Annotated in this window: 17 protein-coding genes; 11 read left to right on the forward strand and 6 right to left on the reverse strand. The window is 37.3% G+C overall.

Going from position 1 to position 17,022, the window contains the following annotated elements; all coding sequences use genetic code 11:
• Positions 1-533: 533 nt before the first annotated feature.
• Together H7992_RS05155 and H7992_RS05160 are read right to left on the reverse strand one after the other, a co-directional pair.
• Entirely contained in the window at positions 534-830 is a 297-nt protein-coding gene (locus H7992_RS05155; protein ID WP_187046846.1) for a hypothetical protein, read from the reverse strand.
• A gap of 470 nt (positions 831-1,300) precedes the next feature.
• Positions 1,301-2,448, reverse strand: a protein-coding gene (locus H7992_RS05160) for an IS3 family transposase (protein ID WP_187046747.1) whose coding sequence is annotated in 2 segments (ribosomal slippage) — positions 1,301-2,202 and positions 2,202-2,448 — 1,149 coding nt in all. Because the reading frame shifts where the segments join, the coding sequence is not laid out codon by codon here.
• A 158-nt stretch (positions 2,449-2,606) separates the two neighbouring features.
• Here H7992_RS05160 and H7992_RS05165 point away from each other — a divergent pair.
• The 4 genes from H7992_RS05165 to H7992_RS05180 all read left to right on the forward strand — a co-directional run bounded on the left by H7992_RS05165 (position 2,607) and on the right by H7992_RS05180 (position 4,617).
• Positions 2,607-2,888: a hypothetical protein gene (locus tag H7992_RS05165; protein WP_187046847.1), complete on the forward strand. Its 282-nt coding sequence runs from the start codon at positions 2,607-2,609 to the stop codon at positions 2,886-2,888.
• A gap of 3 nt (positions 2,889-2,891) precedes the next feature.
• Positions 2,892-3,527 carry an ArdC family protein gene (locus H7992_RS05170; protein ID WP_187046848.1) on the forward strand — a complete coding sequence of 212 codons (636 nt, stop codon included), beginning with the start codon at positions 2,892-2,894 and terminating at the stop codon, positions 3,525-3,527.
• 93 nt (positions 3,528-3,620) lie between these two features.
• On the forward strand, positions 3,621-3,986 hold the full coding sequence (locus tag H7992_RS05175; protein ID WP_187046849.1) for a hypothetical protein: 366 nt from the start codon (positions 3,621-3,623) through the stop codon (positions 3,984-3,986).
• 220 nt (positions 3,987-4,206) lie between these two features.
• On the forward strand, positions 4,207-4,617 hold the full coding sequence (locus H7992_RS05180; RefSeq protein WP_187046850.1) for an N-acetylmuramoyl-L-alanine amidase family protein: 411 nt from the start codon (positions 4,207-4,209) through the stop codon (positions 4,615-4,617).
• A 506-nt stretch (positions 4,618-5,123) separates the two neighbouring features.
• Here H7992_RS05180 and H7992_RS05185 read toward each other — a convergent pair.
• Both H7992_RS05185 and H7992_RS05190 read right to left on the reverse strand, forming a co-directional pair.
• The gene (locus H7992_RS05185) at positions 5,124-7,730 is read right to left on the reverse strand and encodes a heavy metal translocating P-type ATPase (RefSeq protein ID WP_187046851.1); all 2,607 of its coding nucleotides are present in this window, start codon (positions 7,728-7,730) and stop codon (positions 5,124-5,126) included.
• A 13-nt stretch (positions 7,731-7,743) separates the two neighbouring features.
• A complete protein-coding gene (locus H7992_RS05190) occupies positions 7,744-8,064 on the reverse strand; it encodes an ArsR/SmtB family transcription factor (protein WP_187046852.1) in 321 nt (106 codons plus the stop codon).
• A gap of 271 nt (positions 8,065-8,335) precedes the next feature.
• On the opposite strand from H7992_RS05190, the gene H7992_RS05195 reads away from it, so the two are divergent.
• The 4 genes from H7992_RS05195 to H7992_RS24615 are packed head-to-tail and all read left to right on the forward strand — an operon-like array spanning position 8,336 to position 9,689.
• A complete protein-coding gene (locus H7992_RS05195; protein ID WP_187046853.1) occupies positions 8,336-8,701 on the forward strand; it encodes a copper resistance CopC family protein in 366 nt (121 codons plus the stop codon).
• Positions 8,702-8,717: 16 nt separating this feature from the next.
• Positions 8,718-9,287, forward strand: coding sequence for a metal ABC transporter ATP-binding protein (locus tag H7992_RS05200; protein ID WP_255428597.1), 570 nt, complete (start codon positions 8,718-8,720; stop codon positions 9,285-9,287).
• Positions 9,230-9,541, forward strand: a complete 312-nt coding sequence (locus H7992_RS05205) for a metal ABC transporter permease (RefSeq protein ID WP_255428668.1) — start codon at positions 9,230-9,232, stop codon at positions 9,539-9,541. The genes H7992_RS05200 and H7992_RS05205 overlap by 58 nt, the downstream gene beginning before the upstream one ends.
• 31 nt (positions 9,542-9,572) lie before the next feature.
• Positions 9,573-9,689: a metal ABC transporter permease gene (locus H7992_RS24615; protein WP_255428669.1), complete on the forward strand. Its 117-nt coding sequence runs from the start codon at positions 9,573-9,575 to the stop codon at positions 9,687-9,689.
• A 403-nt stretch (positions 9,690-10,092) separates the two neighbouring features.
• On the opposite strand, the gene H7992_RS05210 is transcribed toward H7992_RS24615, so the two are convergent.
• Both H7992_RS05210 and H7992_RS05215 read right to left on the reverse strand, forming a co-directional pair.
• A complete protein-coding gene (locus tag H7992_RS05210; protein ID WP_187046855.1) occupies positions 10,093-11,442 on the reverse strand; it encodes a PepSY-associated TM helix domain-containing protein in 1,350 nt (449 codons plus the stop codon).
• Positions 11,443-12,028: 586 nt separating this feature from the next.
• Positions 12,029-12,613 (reverse strand): SCO family protein, encoded by a 585-nt coding sequence (locus H7992_RS05215; RefSeq protein ID WP_255428598.1) that lies wholly within the window; start codon positions 12,611-12,613, stop codon positions 12,029-12,031.
• Positions 12,614-13,929: 1,316 nt separating this feature from the next.
• On the opposite strand from H7992_RS05215, the gene H7992_RS05220 reads away from it, so the two are divergent.
• Genes H7992_RS05220 through H7992_RS05230 form a run of 3 tightly spaced genes read left to right on the forward strand, consistent with a single transcriptional unit; the run spans position 13,930 to position 16,996 of the window.
• On the forward strand, positions 13,930-15,528 hold the full coding sequence (locus H7992_RS05220; RefSeq protein ID WP_187046857.1) for a spore germination protein: 1,599 nt from the start codon (positions 13,930-13,932) through the stop codon (positions 15,526-15,528).
• 29 nt (positions 15,529-15,557) lie between these two features.
• Complete coding sequence (locus H7992_RS05225; protein WP_187046858.1) at positions 15,558-16,757, forward strand: Ger(x)C family spore germination protein; 1,200 nt, start codon at positions 15,558-15,560, stop codon at positions 16,755-16,757.
• Between the two features lie 5 nt (positions 16,758-16,762).
• Positions 16,763-16,996, forward strand: a complete 234-nt coding sequence (locus tag H7992_RS05230) for a hypothetical protein (protein WP_187046859.1) — start codon at positions 16,763-16,765, stop codon at positions 16,994-16,996.
• Positions 16,997-17,022: the final 26 nt, after the last annotated feature.

Here is a 17,022-nt window from a genome sequence, read left to right on the forward strand (position 1 = left end):
GTTCTAATCTGACTTGTCAAACTAACAGAAAGAGGTTCCATCTAATTCCTCATTATCCGAAAAGTGGACGGATTTCAGTGGCTTCAATTGAAATCGGATTAGTTTTGCAGCCATATCTGCTTACAGTTCTTCAGTTGTGGTTGAGGTTACCACTACATATTTTCCATATAAAAAGAATTCGACATGACTGGCCGATATATGGGCTTGTTTTTATTCATGTGCTTTCATGACCTTTTTGATAGTTTCCATCTCCTCATGCCACAGCTAATTCATCGGATAACTGTCCTTCTTTTCCATACAATTTTGGATGAGATGCGATTCTAAAATTCTTAAAGAAAATCTCTATCATCGTTCTAGTGATGCGTACTTTTACTTGATGTTTGATATATTCGTAATGAACTGAGTAATACATTCTTTCCACTGATATGTTATTTTACGAATTGAAGATGGCAAATTGAAGTTTGAGTTTCCAAAAAAGTAAAATAGTGAAAAAGCGGCTTATCCATAAAACTGGATGGGTCGCTTTTTTTGAATTAAAAGAAACGTTCGCTGATCCAAAAAATTAGGGCAAAGAATGTGAACAACGATACAATCCCTAGTAAAAAGGCAAACGTATAGAAAAAAAGTTTAAAGACAAAGTAACAAACAATAATTGCGCAAAAAAATAGGAATATAATCGTGATGATGGCGGGAATCAGTTTGATAAGCACGAAACCGAATTTTATAATAATGATTAATCCGATTAGGGCAATTACTGCGATAAAAAGATGTTTCATTATTTTTTTTCCATGATCGATACGAGTATTTTTAACTAAAGTATTCAATTCCATGTAGACTCACTCCCTTTTGTATAAAGAGACTATATAATATATATTATACCATGATATTCCAATTAAGTAAATGAATTAGTTTGTTTAATAAACTAAAATATAATGAGTTAAATACTTATTAGTTACAATTAATGGTACTTGATGATTCGGAAAAAACTTTAAATTTCACGAAAATTATAGAGGCGTTCAGCAGTTCGATAAATACAAAGATACTTTTTGGATACTTTTATGAAACTTTCTAGATACTTTTTTGGTACTTGGACGTAGTTAATCGTTGGTATACTAATAGGGTAAGGTTATTCCCTCTTACACCCCCTTTGATTAAATCTTTGACTTGAAAGGACTCCTACATATATAGGAGTCCTTTTCATGATTTAGGGTGATGATGGGAACTTGGGAACTGATAGAATTTAGGGCTGGCAGTTATGCGTTGGTACTGAAAAGAGTGATTCTGGTATGTCAACACTAAATCAAACGATATTATTAAGGGCTGTTTTTTTATAAGCAACCGGACTTAGGTAGCCTAATGTACTGTGCGAACGGATATTATTATACCAATTGACATAATCGAAAAGCTCAAGTGACAGCTGGTTAAGGGTTTGATAGTGTGCTCCGTTGATCAATTCTGTTTTTAAAATCTTAAATGTTGCCTCTGCCACCGCATTATCATAAGGATTCCCTTTATGGCTGAGTGATCTTTTAATTTTGTATCCACTTAATAATTCATCGATCCCAACGTTTTTAAATTCAGAACCGCGATCTGTATGAAATAAGTTCACGTTTCCCAATGGGTATTTAACAGAATCGAAGGCACGCTGAACTAAAGCAGCGTCTTTTTGTGCTCCGACGCTCCACCCGACAATTTCACGATTGTATAGATCGATTAAGAAACAAACGTAACTCCAACGGTATCCTACTTTTACGTATGTTAAGTCGCTGACTAACACGGACATCTCTTTGTCCACTTCAAATTCTCGATTTAATACGTTTCGAACGGATTCTTCATTTGGTCTTGTTACCATTGGTTTATAGGAAGGTTTGGCGTATTTTGATTGAAGTCCAAGTTCGCTCATCAATCTTCCAATTCGGCGTCTCGAGATTGTAAGGCCTTCTGTCTCTTTATCTAGTTCTATTTTTAGTTTCCGAGTACCATAAACGTGTCGGTTTTCATTGAAAACCTTAGCGATCTTTTCTTTTAATACGCGTTCTTCTTCCTGCTTTACTTGTTCTTTTTGAGCGGATACTTCAGTGTCATAATAGAAGGTGCTACGCGCAATTTTCAGGACTTTACACATTGCTGATACCGAATAGGTGTGACGGTTTTGTTGAATCACATCTATTTTCGTCCCATGATCAGCGCTGCTTGCTTTAAAATATCTACTTCCATTTCTAGTTGCTTATTTCTCTTCCGTAAGGCAATCAATTCTTGTTCCTCTGGAGATTGATTATCTTTCTCTAAGAAAGAACCAGACTGCCTGAATTGTGTAATCCACCTATCAAGAGCAGATGCGGTTAATTCATATTCTTTGACAATATCTTGTCGGCTTTTCCCATTTTCATATAGGGCTACCACTTGTTTTTTGAAATCTGTAGAAAATGTTCTTCTTTTTACGGACATAGTAGATCTCCTCACTTCTTGTGTATTATTCTACTAGACCTTAATTTAATTGTCCAACTAAGTGTAACCTATCCATTCTGATTAAGAGAGGTAATAGGACTAACCAAAAATGGTGAGTCCTTTTTGTTGTTCATTAATACAAAAGGAGTGAGTTGATTATGAATATGTGGGTGATTCAAAATGGAGAACAATTGAAGGTCGCGTTGGGAGTAGTGAAAGGGGTAGGGGAAACATCGGTGGTGTTGGAGATTAAAGGAGAACCGGTGGTTGTTCAAGTGGCGATGCCGACAGCTTTGAAAGTTGCGAGGATGTTGGAGGCAGCTGGAATCATGTTATTGCCGGTTCATATAGAAACGTTGTCGTTATTACTGGATGTAGATATACCGGAAGTGAAGTTGGAGGAGTTGGAAGGTGCGGAGTTTAGCGAGGAGGTAGTGTGATTTATGTCGAAAAGAGAAACGGATTTTAAGAAAAGAACATGGGAAGAAAAGAAACAAGAGATTGATGAATTGACGAAAGGGATGGAACAGCAAATCCCAAGCTATTTTCGTAGTCCCGAAGGTATGAAAGCGTATTTGGATTTTATGGGGAAATTTCATAACTATTCACTGAACAACACTTTGCTAATTGAAGGTCAGTTTCAGGGAGCGGAAGCAGTCGGTTCGTTTGCGTTTTGGAAGTCGAAAGGGTTCTTTGTGAATAAGGGTGAGAAGGGGATTAAAATTCTTGTTCCCAAAACCACAACTTATTTTAATCGGGGAGATAAGGAAGTTCAGTTGAAATTTGCGACAAAGGAAGAAAAAGAAAAAATAGCAACTAAACAGATTGCTACAAATAGGCGCACGTATTTTGATATTGGGAATGTGTTCGACGTATCGCAAACGAACGCGACGGTTAAAGATTTACCTGCGATTTTTCCGAATCGGTGGTTGGAAGGGTCAGTTGAGAATTATCAAACGATGTTCCAAGCCCTTGAAAAAATTGCCGATAAACACGGGGTTCAAATTATTGATCCACGAGGAGAATTAGGTGCTGCGCTTTCCATTTTAAGTTGTATAATAAATAGAATTGAAAAATAAGTTAAATGGGAGATAGGGATTTTTACATTTACGTAACTTTTTTTGTCTTCCCATCGTTGTATTTATTACTACGCTTTATTTAGGAGGATATTTATGAAGAGATTACTTTTCACATTGTTGGTTTTAAGTTTAAGTGTACTTTTGGTAGGATGTAATAACATTGAAGAGCAACGAGCCGAAAATTCAATAAAACAGTACTACCAAGCCCTTATAGAAGGGAATTACGAAACTGCTTTTCAGGAATTATATCTGTATGAAGAAAGTTATTCAAATGGGCAAACCTCGCTTTCTAATTCAGAAGCGCAAACTATTTATCAGGAGAAAATAAAGTATTTAAATGACCAAAGTTACAAGGTCAAAGATTTTGAAATCACTGAATTAGAATACGAGGATGGGAATTCTTTTTGGCATCATGTCAACATTGGAGTTGAACAAAATGGGGGTAACTTTCAATTATGAGGAGAAAGCTTTCTACCATGAAGAAAAATTAAAAGTTAGCGGAGACGATCCGTACATTCAATTTAGAGATGGAAAAATGAATCTTGAACTAAATAAATAAGTACTTTTGTTTACTCTGTATCTTTCCAGAGTAAACTTTTTTTAATTTGAGTTGTATTTTCATAAAGAAATTCACCTTCTATTTTGAAGACCGGTTTACAAAAAAAAGGTGGTATTTCAAATGAGTGTAAGAGGTAAATCATTTATTATTGATGCAGGTCACGGTGGGGCTTTTGACGGTACAGTTTCTGGTACTCGAAAAGAAAAAGTAGTCATAAATATGGCGAAAATTCTTCAAACAAAATTGATTGGCAAGGGTGCAACTGTTTATATGACTCGTACCACAGATAAGGATTTTGGTGGTAAAGACTTAGATGATGATGTTAACAAGAGAGTAGCTTACATCAATTCTAATTTCCCGTCAGTTAGTGAATTTATCAGCGTTCACTGTAATATAACACTTGCTAGCAGTAAGTATGGTCCGTTTTATCAAAAAGGAAAACCTGTTTCATTATCATTTACCAGAGCACTTTCGAATCGTTATGGAACAGCGCCGCATGAAGGTGATTTTACAGTCCTCCGTGTCCAGTGACATTATAGTTGGTAACTTTACATTATAGTTGGTTACTGTTGTGCTTCAAAAGGATTGATGAATTATTTTAAAGCCTAACTAAATCAGTTAGATGGTTAATAAATCACAAATTTAAGTTAGAAAGTGACTACCGATATTATTGTCGGTTATTTCACTATAAAGTTGCGTACAAAAAATCGTCTTCAAGGGATTCATTTCTCCTGAAGACGATTTTTTTAATTTTAATCGTTTTGAAAATCAAGTAATAAAGAAAATAGATCCGTAACAGTTTCTTATGCTAGATGAATATTTTTCAATGTTCTATGATCTGTAATACTATTTAGAATTAAATTCGGTTCAAATGGTATTGTTTCGAAGTATTAACGTCGAATAAACAACACAAAAAGCGCCTAAAACCGTAAAGGTTTTAGGCGCTTTTTGACTCAATACCATTCTGTTTAGCATGTACGAAGAGATTTCAAATGACGATTTAAATGGCATCCGTTTCGTCAAGGATTATGGAGTTACTATCCTTTGACCTTTAATAGACGAAGTGCATTTAAAATAACAATCAGCGCAGCACCAGTATCGCTTAATACAGCGACCCATAATGTTAACCAGCCAGGGATAATTAATAGTAAAGCAACGACCTTTACGATTAACGAAAACCAAATGTTTTGTTTGATAATAGACAATGCTTTTCGGCTTAGCTTAATTGTATGTGGCAGTTTCTCTAAGTTGTCAGCCATTAAAACGATATCCGCCGTCTCCATTGCAGTATCTGTACCAGCACCACCCATTGCTATCCCAAGATTTGCAGTAGTTAAGGCAGGGGCATCGTTTATTCCATCGCCAACCATGGCTACACGATATCCTTCTTCTTGCAATTGTTTTATCGCATCCACTTTTTCTTCCGGTAATAATTCAGAGAAATAGCGATTCACGCCGGCTTCTAAAGCGATTGCTTTGGCCGTCCCTTCGTTATCACCTGTCAGCATGACAACATGTTCAACGCCTATTTTTTCTAGGTTTGCAATCGCTACTTTAGTTGCTTTTCGGATTGTATCTGAAACACAAATTATCCCTAAAATCTTTTCGGCCATCCCTATAATTATAATGGTTTTCCCTTCATTTTGCAGTCTTAGAATTTCTTCAAGATGATTATCAATAGGGGTGTTGACCTCTTCAAACAATTTTTTGTTTCCTGCAAAGTAGGGCACATGATTGATTGTTGCTTGGATCCCTTTTCCTGCAAGGTTCTTAAACTCTGAACCACTCTTTGCTTGAATGCCTTTCCTTTTCGCGTAATCCACTATTGTTTTAGCGATGGGATGTGTGGAGTATTCCTCTAACGTTCGAGCGATCGATAACATGTTTTCTTCTGAATCATTAAAAACTACTACATCAGTAACTTTTGGTTTTCCTTCAGTGAGTGTTCCGGTTTTGTCAAAGGCGATGGCATTAATAGTTCCCGCATTTTCTAAGAATGTTCCACCTTTAATAAGAACGCCATTTTTGGCAGCATTTCCAAGAGCTGAAACAATGGCAACTGGGGTCGAAATAACGAGTGCGCAAGGACATGCAATCACTAACAGCGTTAGTCCTTTATATATCCATTCATCCCAAGTACCAAATCCAAGTAATGGGGGAACGATCATGACTAAAAGAGCAAGTATGAATACAACAGGTGTATAAATACGTGCGAATTTATCAATAAACGCTTCTGTAGGCGCCTTTTTCTCTTGAGCTTCTTCAACTAAATGAATGATTTTAGAGATAGTTGTATCCTCTATTAGTTTCGTAACTCTAACGCTCAGTGATCCATGCTCATTTATAGAACCTGCATACACGAAACTACCTTTTTCTTTATCGACAGGGATGGATTCCCCTGTTATAGCCGCTTGATTGACACTAGATTCACCTTCTATCACATCTCCGTCTAATGGGATTCTATCCCCAGGCTTCACGACAATCACGTCATTAATGGATATCTCTTCAACAGGCTTTTTGATTAATTCATTGCCAACTTTAACCCAAGCTTCTGGTGGGGTTAACTCCATTAGACCACGAATCGATTTGCGTGTTTTTTCGATTGCCCGATTCTGTAAGTTAAGCCCTAACGCAAACAGCCAAACAACGGTGGCCCCTTCAAGCCATTCGCCTAGAAAGGCAGCTCCGATTGCAGCAGCTGACATGAGGACGTTCATGTCTAACGAACGACTTCTAATCGCATAATAAGCACTCTTCACAGGCTTATACCCGCTTATGATCATTGCAACTGCATACATTGTTATCGTTAGATAAGGAGAAATTCCCATGTAAGATCCGATAAATCCTAGCGCAATTAATATACCTGAAAAAATGACAGCCCCATTTTGATTACTAGAACGTGTGGAGGAAGGTGTCTGTTTATTGGTAGTGATGAGTGACGCTTTAAATCCCGCTTTAGATACTTCTTTAATAATTTCTTCCGTGCTATTTACATGTTCAATTTTCATTTTTCCAGTTGAAAAGTTCACCTGAACGTGTTTGACGGAAGGGATATTATTTAAGTGATTTTCAATTGTTAAAGCACAGGATCCACAATCCATGCCTTCAATAAAGTAATTCTTCAAGTTTTTATTAACTTTTATAGGTTCAACTTCAAAACCAAGCTTTTTCATTTGTTTTTGGATGGATTCAAATTCAAGTTCTTCAGTCGAGCTAACCTGCATTTTTCCTGTACTATAGTTCACGTTCACTCCATTGATACTTTGTTGAGTGCTTAAACTTTTTTCAATCGTTACCGCACAGGCTGGACAATCCATGCCATAAACTCGAAATTCCTCTTTTATTCCCCCATCAAGGTTTATATTAACCGAATCTAAAGTCTTTCCTGAACTACTGCAACAATCGTTTTGAATACTCGAGTCCTTGTCGTATTCCTTACTGTTGCAACAAGTCGTTATTTTAGTGTTTTCTTCCTCAATCATCGAAGGCAACTTACAACATTCATCTTCGATTACTGTATTTATCGTGTTACTACTGCAACAATCTGTCTTTTCACTTTGCTTTGCTTGGTTACTACTGCAGCAGGTTGTTTGTTCCTCTACTTTAGGGGATTCTGCTTTGGTCGAACAGCATTTTTTATCCATTTTAAGCACACCCTTAACTTATATGATTTTTACAACTAGCAACATTGTTTTCAATCTGACTAAGTACATTATCAAATGTGTCTAACAACTCTTTAATTTGCTGATTACGCAATCCGTAGTAGACGTATTTTCCCTCTGGCCTTCCTGTAATGATTCCACATCCTCTGAGACAGGCTAAGTGCTGCGAAATATTTGACTGATTACCTTCTATACTTTCGACAATTTGTGATACAGTCTTTTCTTCATATTTGATACACTCTAATATTTGAACCCTTGTTTTATCTCCGAATGCACGTAAAAACTTTACTTTAAGATCTAAATCTATCTGAATCATAATATCTCCCCTTATATATTAGACAGCACTAATATGTTTTGTTATTATCATATTAGCTAAAGCTAATATGTGTGTCAATTATTATTACATTAGTGGAAACTAATATGTGTGTCGATTTTATGTCTATATCTACAGAAGTTGTGAATTAAGCATGTTTTCTCTGTAAAAATTGTTTTAATATGTGGGGTTTCTTGTACAATAAATTTGATTGACGTTATTACTATTACTATTACTATTACTATTGCTATTGCTATTGAAAGGAAGAGAAGAAATGAAAAGGATTATTAGCGCAACATTGATTTTGTTGTTCGCATTTACAACTACTGTCTCTGCGCATACTGGTTTAACTACTTCATTACCAGCTGATGGGGAAGACATAACCGAAGACGTTCATGAAGTCGTTTTGGAATTTAATTCGAAAATTGAATCATCGAGTACTGTAAAAGTCTTTAACGAAAATAAGGAGGAAATCATCGTTAATAATATCCAAACCAGTGACAATGTGATGACAGGAGCCTTCATGTCGCCACTGGATAATGGTACATATACAGTGGAATGGAAGATTATCGGTGCGGATGGTCACCCGATACAAGGAACTTATACCTCCACCACTACCAAAAGACAGGTTTTCGTGTGAGGTGCTTCGAAATATTTTGGGCTTATTGAAACCTTCAAAAGGAAGCTTCCAGCTCTTACCTAAAAATTTTCGCGGAGAGAAGTTGGTCGTCGGATACGTCTCGCAGCATGTTTTAGCTTTTAATACAGGATTTCCAAGGACGGTTTTGGAACTGGTACAATCCGGCCGTTATCAAAGAGAAAAATGGTTTAAACGACTTGGGGCGGAAGACAAGGAACAGGTGCGTCGTTCACTGGAATCAGTTGGGATGTGGGAGATGCGCCATAAAAAGATAGGGGAACTGTCGGGTGGACAAAAGCAACGGATTTCGATTACAAGAGTGTTCGCAACAGATCCTGATCTCTTCATATTGGATGAACCGACGACTGGGATGGACACACGTTCCCGGAAGGAATTTTATCAATTATTAAAGCACAATAGCGAAAAGCATGCTAAGGGAATTTTAATGGTTACACATGATCATGAAGAAATTCGACATTACGCATATAAACATATTGAGCTGGTGCGGAAGCAGGACTCCCCGTGGAGATGTTTTTCCATGGATTCATACAAAGAGCTTTCCAAGCCACCTTCCTTATCTCATTAATCGCACCAGTGCTGGGATTGTTTCTGATTTTGCGCAGACAGTCTCTGATGGCAGATACCTTATCCCATATCTCTCTAGCAGGAGTAGCATTAGGGTTGCTGATCGGGGTAAATCCAACTTTGACCAATATCTTAGTAGTGGTGCTGGTGGCCGTGCTTTTAGAATATTTGTGGCAAATCTATCGAACTTATTCAGAAATTTCTATTGAGATTTTAATGTCAGTAGGAATGGCATTAGCGCAGGGGATTAAATGAGAAGGGGGCTACCTTGAGTATAAGTCAGTTTTTGTTCGGTTCCATTATCACCATTAACGTTCAACAAGTATGGGTGTTGCTAGGGCTGACTGCTATTATTGTCCTCCTGTATTTCCTATTTCGCAAGCCGATAAGCCGAGGGCACTGAAAAAGTCCATATAATCTACTTAGCGAGGTACTCGACGATTGAATCGTCGAATACCTCGCTTTTGTACGCCCAGCATGGGCGTAATCTATAGGATGGGAGAAATGGATTCACGGAGCAATTCAGTACATGACGCCACAACAACTAGAAGATTCATGTCGCAATTCAATTAGGGCATAACTTGATGAGAGAAGCTGCTTATCAGGTCGTCTGATTAGTCTGTATATTCGGAGCCTACACTCATTTCCTGTATCTAGAAAAACTAATTAAAGGTTCCTTTTTCATTAATTAGTTTCTCTGGATACAAGGCAGACAATGAGTTGATGCTGGTTTGAAAAAGACTTAACTTTATCGTGTCCATGATATTGACTTAGAACCAACTATAGTAAAGTTTAATTTGTAATGGTCACTTTTTTTCTTTATTGGCGAGATAAAGAATTCCTTCGATAATAGCCACCACGAATAAAGAAATTCCGAATAATGGCATAATTAGACCCAAAACCATCATAAAGATAATAAAACCAATAGAAAGACCACTTGACGCTTTTGGTGGAGCTGAGAATTTACCCTCTTTTTTACGTGATAGCCACGTTTTAATTCCCCAAAAGATGACGAATAGGAAGGAAAGACAAACAGATAAGTTAATCAGTTTATTTGGCCAGCCGAATAAATGACCTTCATGTAATGGTATCCCCCATGTAAACCATTTTGCTAAAATGCCATAATCCTGATAGCCCACTAGTGAAATTAAGTTCCCACTATATTGATCGAAATAGGTTGTCATTTCATCATACGGGCTAACGTCTAAACCGGTGACACCAGTATTACTCCCCTTAGATACGGTGTATACACCTTCTTCAGTCGCTGGATAAATAATTGAATATGGTTTCGAAATATGGGCTTGCTCAACCTTATTGCTCAATTGTTCGACACTTAACATACCGCTGTCCATTGACATACCTGGCATAGCAGACATATCACCATGATGTGCATGAGATTCGTTTGATGTGGGTGCCTTATTTTTACGAGTAGCCCATGGAATTTCATTCATATCCGAAGTTGGCGGCTGTTGTTGTAATGTCGGACTCCCAATAGAAGGATGCTTTTGGGCTGCTGAGTATATAAAATTGCCCATAAATGCAGACCATGGTAAGCCGGTGAAAATAATGATGATCATGGGAATTGTAATAATTGTTCCCACTAACGCATGCAATTTTTTATTTTTTTGTCGCTTCGTTGGATTCTGTGTCTTCTTCAATGCCCTTCCCTTAAAGGTCATGTAAAGACCAGTAAACAGCAAGAAGATTGCCCAACATGCAGCTAATTCAACTAAATAATTTACAATAGTTCCACCTACAAAAAGTGAACTATGTATTTCTCTCATAACATTTGAAAATGTATGTTTCGCATTTTGACTACCGATCATTTCATAATTATTATCTAAGAATACATATTTTTGGTCGCCGTCATCATTTGTCATCGTTAAGCGCGTATTGTACGGGTCATCTAATACAATCACCTTTGAGACAAAATAGCCTTTGTATTGCTCTACAGCTTTTTCAATGCCTTCATCAATCGTTAATTGTTCTGTTTTTACGCTTTCTCCAAAGAATAAGTCACCGTAAACTTTATTTTCTACATCTGTATAAAATAAATATCCAATGCCACTTAGTGTTAATGTAATCAGTAGTGGCGTGATAAATAATGCTGCATAGAAATGCCATTGCCATAAACGATTATAATTGCTTTTTTTCACTTCCAAGCCCCCATTAAGAATTTAATTCAGTATATTTTTTGTCTTGTATCTACTTCTGTTACTATTTTTCCTACTGATTCAAACTGCAGGGGTCCATTTCGATTGTTATAGCTTGAACTGTTTCTTTAAAACTATATATTTGCCCGCCAAAACCTAACTGGAATTGCTAGCTTGTTTAATAGATACAATTAGTATTTAAATATTTACCTAATGGCTTATTTTAATGAACATATAGGCTCTAAATAGTCTTACAATCTATGTACCGAGTAAATGCACATTTAAAAGACCAGAATTCACCTTTCGATTCGGATCAACAGTTTTGGGAACTTCATTCACCTGCGGGGTTTTAGAACCCTATACTTTTATCTCCACATTTATTTGAATACAGAACAGCCCGAACGAAGATCATAATATACATCTAAATTTTTTTCTGATTTATCACTTCAATTTCCCCCTAGCTCTAGAATAACCCTTGTATCGGAGGAAGGTAGGGTTACTCTAGGAATGAAAAAGCCTACAAAAACTAACAGTACGATTAATATAGGTAAAACAATCAACAATATGCTTTTCATTTTCCACATAAAATTTACTCCTTTGAATTTAACAGTTTAACATCATTGATAATTTCATCAAAAGGGGCATCAAGACCACTATAATCTTTCATTACAGTACCTTCTTTATTTATTAGATAAAAAGAGGTACCATGTATGACTTGATCGCCTGTTTTAGGTTTAATAGCGATAGCCTTAAAACTTTTTGCAGCAAAATCTTTTATTGTATTTTGTGAGTAACCCGTCAAAAAGTTCCAGCTAGATAAATCAGCATTATAATTTCCCGCGTATTCCTTTAACACTTCAGGTGTATCTATCGCTGGGTCAACACTAAATGAAATTAGTTGTACATTTAAATCCTCTTCTTTTAATTTCCCTTGAAGTTCGGTCATATTTGCCATCATCGGTAGACAGACCGTTGTACAATTTGTAAATACAAAATCGGCGATCCATACTTTTCCTTTTAAATCATCCAAACCCAATTTTTTTCCTTCTTGATTTGTAAAGCTGAATTCACTAACCTCCAAATTTAGTGGATTTTTAATTCCTTTCCCTTGTACGCAACCAACAAGCAACAAGCTGAACAGTGAAATTAAAATAAAACATAAACTTTTTTGCAAAACATCATCTTCCTTTCGCTCTTTATTTTGGTATGAAAATAAAAGATGCACCTCCATATATAATTTTAATACAAAAGGGTGAAAGAATAATGAAGTGCTGTTTAGTGCACCATAATCGAACGTTTATTTGACAATAGACGACTATCTGCTAGCCTACCAAAGATACCTTGTTTAGCGGACTTTTGGCTGGAGTAATCCGAGTTACAACGATTTTGTGTGGGATCCAATACTCGCTTTTTAATTGCAGATGAAATGATAATAATGGTCGATACAATCCCACAAGCTCCAATTTGGCATGCAGTTCTTGAAATTGCCAAAGAGAGGGAGATGGGCATAATCATTTTTAGCCATGAAGCGAAGCTGATTCAAAGACTTTGTCATCGAGTGATTGAGTTGAATAGTTTTATTTCACATTGATGTCTCACGGTTATCTTTTACCTAGTTACAGAGTCAAGGATACAAATGTCTACTTAGTGGTGATATCCTAATTTCTCCTTAAGTCATGAGGAGAAATCAGGATTTTTTCTCGGCATCGAAAATTAGCATTCTCCTGACGCTATCTCAATAAATTGAATCATCGTACAACGGAAGACGGATTCACTGAGCTATTAACTATTTAACACTCCGGCAAGTAGAAGACTTGTGCCGTCTTGAAGCGGACTTTACTTTTTTTTGACCAAGATATTGATGACGATCCAGAAAGGTTAGAGTGAACAGGCAGAATGTCTATTTAACTTGTATAATTCTGTTTTTTTATATCTTAGAAGTGCTTCGTATACAGCCATTCTGTTTTGAGCATTTAAAAAAGTAAATTTCAACATTTTATTTTGGATATATTTCAGAGATATTTACTCCTTCTATTGTTGCTTTTTTAAAGTGTTCTTAATATCCATTGAATTCTTGAGAATAGTGATTTTTAGATCTTGATAGATAAGATTAGGATTATGACTTACCCAATATTCATCATCTTTATAATGAAAGTTTAGTTCATCATCCATTGCGATGATGCTTTTGAATTCTAAGTATACTTTTTCCGTTTTGTATTTAACTCCTTTTTAATACCACGAGCCTCGGACTTTACTATTCTGGTATCATACAAATGTTCCGGTATTTAACAATCCTGAATTCGAAGCGGATTACCCAATTGCATCATTCAATTGTTGTTAAAAGTCAATAAAAAATCTAAACAGACTAATTTTTCGTAGCAGAATCACTTAATTTCGTGGCAGTTTATTCACGGTAATCTCTTCATGTTTAATCGTGATCCCCATCGGACATACTAAGGAAACAAGTTATATATGCGAGGGGAAGAATTGATGAACTTTTTTGAAAAGTGGGCATCAAATGGGCTGAAAGAATCTTTTGAAAAAGACACAAACCCAAAGTTAGATGAGTCCGAGATACCCCTAAGTACAAGTCTTCAAAAAAATATTAAACAAATTAAAGAGACGCTTGGAAATAGTACGGATATTGTAATTAGGGAAGTGTGTATAGGGAGATCGGGTAATTTGTCAATCGGACTTATTTATACTGATGGCTTGGCAGATCAAAAGGCCATCACGGACTTCATCATGGAGTCGTTGATGTTCGATATTAAAGGAACCCGTTTAGATAAAGAGATTCAATCATCTCGGGATGCTGTTCAGATTATTAAAAAATACACCTTAACGATTGCTGGTGTTAGTGATGTTTTAGACTATAGAACGTTGTACCACTCCGTTTTATCTGGTGATACGGTTATTCTAGTGGACGGACATATTGAAGGGATTGCGGCAAGTACCAAAGGTTGGAAGGATCGCGGGGTTACCGAAGCAACAGCAGAGACGGTTGTTCGTGGTCCGCGTGAAGCTTTCTCAGAAAGTTTACGTACGAACACCGCACTCATTCGACGCAAAATTAAAGATTCGAATCTCTGGCTTGAAACAATGCAAATTGGACGGATCACGCAAACAGACGTTTCAATGATGTATATCAATGGAATCGTCAATGAAGATATTGTCACTGAAGTTCGCACAAGGCTAAAGCAGATTGATATCGATGGCATACTGGAAAGTGGGTATATAGAAGAGCTAATCCAAGATGATACGTTTACGCCTTTCCCTACGGTGTACAATAGCGAACGTCCGGATGTCATCGCCGCGGAACTGATGGAAGGAAAGGTGGCTATCCTTATAGATGGAACTCCCTTTGTTCTTATCGTCCCGGCTCTGTTTATTTCGTTCATGCATTCAGCTGAGGATTACTATCAGCGGTCAGATATTAGCAGTCTTGTGCGGGTCATTCGGTATATTGGCATCTTTTTTTCTTTGCTTGGACCGTCCTTATATGTCGCCATTACAACGTTCCATGCCCATATGCTTCCCACATCGATGTTTATAAATATTGCTGCACAGCGGGAAGGTGTTCCGTTCCCGGCCTTCGTGGAAGCGTTACTAATGGAATTGGCATTTGAGATTTTACGGGAAGCAGGACTTCGCATGCCAAGAACGATTGGAACTGCGTTATCGGTCGTTGGAACATTGGTTATTGGTCAGGCGGCAGTGGAGGCAGGATTCGTTTCTGCTGTAATGGTTATCGTTGTTTCCTTAACAGCGATTAGTGGTTTTGTTTTCCCTGCTTATGGTATGTCTAGTGCATTCCGTATTCTTCGGTTCCCTATGATTGTACTAGCCGCCACATTCGGTTTATTCGGGATTATTGTCGGACTTTTCGCTCTAATTCTTCACGTATGCAGCCTTCGAACGTTCGGAGTTCCGTATATGAGTCCTTTTGGGCCTTTTAATCCCGCGGATCAGAAGGATGCAATTCTTAGATTTCCTAGATGGGCTTTACTATCACGTCCACGTCTCATCAATAAGAAAAACCCGATTCGGATAAAAGATGAGCTTACTCAGAAACTGAAGCCAGAGGGGTAAGAAACGAACTTTTGAAAGGGGTTGTAAATGTGAAACGGGTGATGCTCTATTCATGTGTACTCATTGTCATAACTCTTTTAATGACTGGTTGCTGGAGCAAGAAAGAACTAAATGAATTTGCAATTGTCGTCGCTGTCGGAATCGATAAAGTCGAAGAAGAATATGAAGTCACGGTCCAAATCGTGAATCCGAGTGAAATTGCTTCAAATAAATCGAATGGAGGGCGTACGCCAGTTGTCCTTTATCATGCAAAAGGAGGGTCCGTGTTTGACGCAATCCGAAAGTTGTCAACAATAACTCCAAGAAAGCCTTACTTATCTCATCTTGGGATGATGATTCTAGGCGAAGAATTAGCCGAGGAGGGAATTGCTCAAACATTAGACTTATTCGCAAGAGACCAAGAAATACGGGGAAACTTTCTCGTCGCCGTGTCCGATCAAGCACCGGCAAAAGACATACTGAGTATCTTGTCGCCACTCGAGAAAATTCCAGCAAATAAAATGTACAATTCCCTTAAAAATTCATCAGAAGTATTTGCAACCTCTACTCCCACCAAATTTGATGATTTACTCAAAGATCTTGAGGGAAAAGGAAAGAATACTGTTTTAACAACGATTCGTATTATGGGAAACCCCGAAGAAGGTGCAAGCAATGCCAATGTGGAGAAGACTCGTCCTGCCGCTTATTTGCACTACCCAGGTATGGCCGTATTCAAAAACGAAAAAATGGTTGGCTTATTGAACGAAGAGGAAAGTAAGGGCTATAGCTACATTAAAGACATGGTTAAAAGCACGGCGACCATTATTGCATGTCCCGAAGAAGGAACTATAACTACAGAAGTGATGGATTCTAAAACAAAAGTGAACGGGAAAATGGTTAAAGGAAAGCCTAGTATTGAACTAGAAATCCATTCAAATCAAAATGTAGCAGAAGTGGATTGCCCTATTAATTTAGGAAAGGAAAAAACGATTGCCGAGTTAGATAAAATATCGAGCAAAACACTTAAAGGAATTGTTACAAATACGCTTGATACTATTCAAAACAAATATGAAGCCGATGTGTTTGGGTTCGGTGAAGCGATTCATCGTGCAGATCCAAAAGCTTGGAAGAAGTTAGAGAAGGACTGGGAGAATATTTTCTCGGAACTTGAAGTACATGTAAAAGTTGATGTGAAAACAAAAGGGTTGGGTACCATTGTTAACACAATAACAAAAAAGCAGAAGGAGTAAACACTATGTGGATGATCTTAGGGATAGTCATCGCGGTCGCAGGAACTTTCATAACTGAAGCTCCTGCTTTATTAAAGAAGGAAAGTATGAAGGATTTCCGTGTGTTCTCGGTTCTCCTCTTTTTCGGGACAGGCCTCAGTTTTGCACTGAGTTTTAACGTAGCCGTTCCAAATCCAATTGACTGGATTGAATTCGTTTATAAACCCATTACAGTCTGGTTCCAAACGACTTTTAAATAAATTAATCTTTCACAAAGTACAGTAGC

This window comes from Sporosarcina sp. resist, assembly GCF_014302295.1.
Lineage (GTDB): Bacteria > Bacillota > Bacilli > Bacillales_A > Planococcaceae > Sporosarcina > Sporosarcina psychrophila.

Bases quoted from the DNA above. Each gene is read 5' to 3' on its own strand.
- H7992_RS05185 (WP_187046851.1), bottom strand. From the start codon at position 7,730: ATGGATAAAAAATGCTGTTCGACCAAAGCAGAATCCCCTAAAGTAGAG.
- H7992_RS05195 (WP_187046853.1), top strand. From the start codon at position 8,336: ATGAAAAGGATTATTAGCGCAACATTGATTTTGTTGTTCGCATTTACA.
- H7992_RS05170 (WP_187046848.1), top strand. From the start codon at position 2,892: ATGTCGAAAAGAGAAACGGATTTTAAGAAAAGAACATGGGAAGAAAAG.
- H7992_RS05205 (WP_255428668.1), top strand. From the start codon at position 9,230: ATGTTTTTCCATGGATTCATACAAAGAGCTTTCCAAGCCACCTTCCTT.
- H7992_RS05180 (WP_187046850.1), top strand. From the start codon at position 4,207: ATGAGTGTAAGAGGTAAATCATTTATTATTGATGCAGGTCACGGTGGG.
- H7992_RS05230 (WP_187046859.1), top strand. From the start codon at position 16,763: ATGTGGATGATCTTAGGGATAGTCATCGCGGTCGCAGGAACTTTCATA.
- H7992_RS05155 (WP_187046846.1), bottom strand. From the start codon at position 830: ATGGAATTGAATACTTTAGTTAAAAATACTCGTATCGATCATGGAAAA.
- H7992_RS05175 (WP_187046849.1), top strand. From the start codon at position 3,621: ATGAAGAGATTACTTTTCACATTGTTGGTTTTAAGTTTAAGTGTACTT.
- H7992_RS05165 (WP_187046847.1), top strand. From the start codon at position 2,607: ATGAATATGTGGGTGATTCAAAATGGAGAACAATTGAAGGTCGCGTTG.
- H7992_RS05190 (WP_187046852.1), bottom strand. From the start codon at position 8,064: ATGATTCAGATAGATTTAGATCTTAAAGTAAAGTTTTTACGTGCATTC.
- H7992_RS05220 (WP_187046857.1), top strand. From the start codon at position 13,930: ATGAACTTTTTTGAAAAGTGGGCATCAAATGGGCTGAAAGAATCTTTT.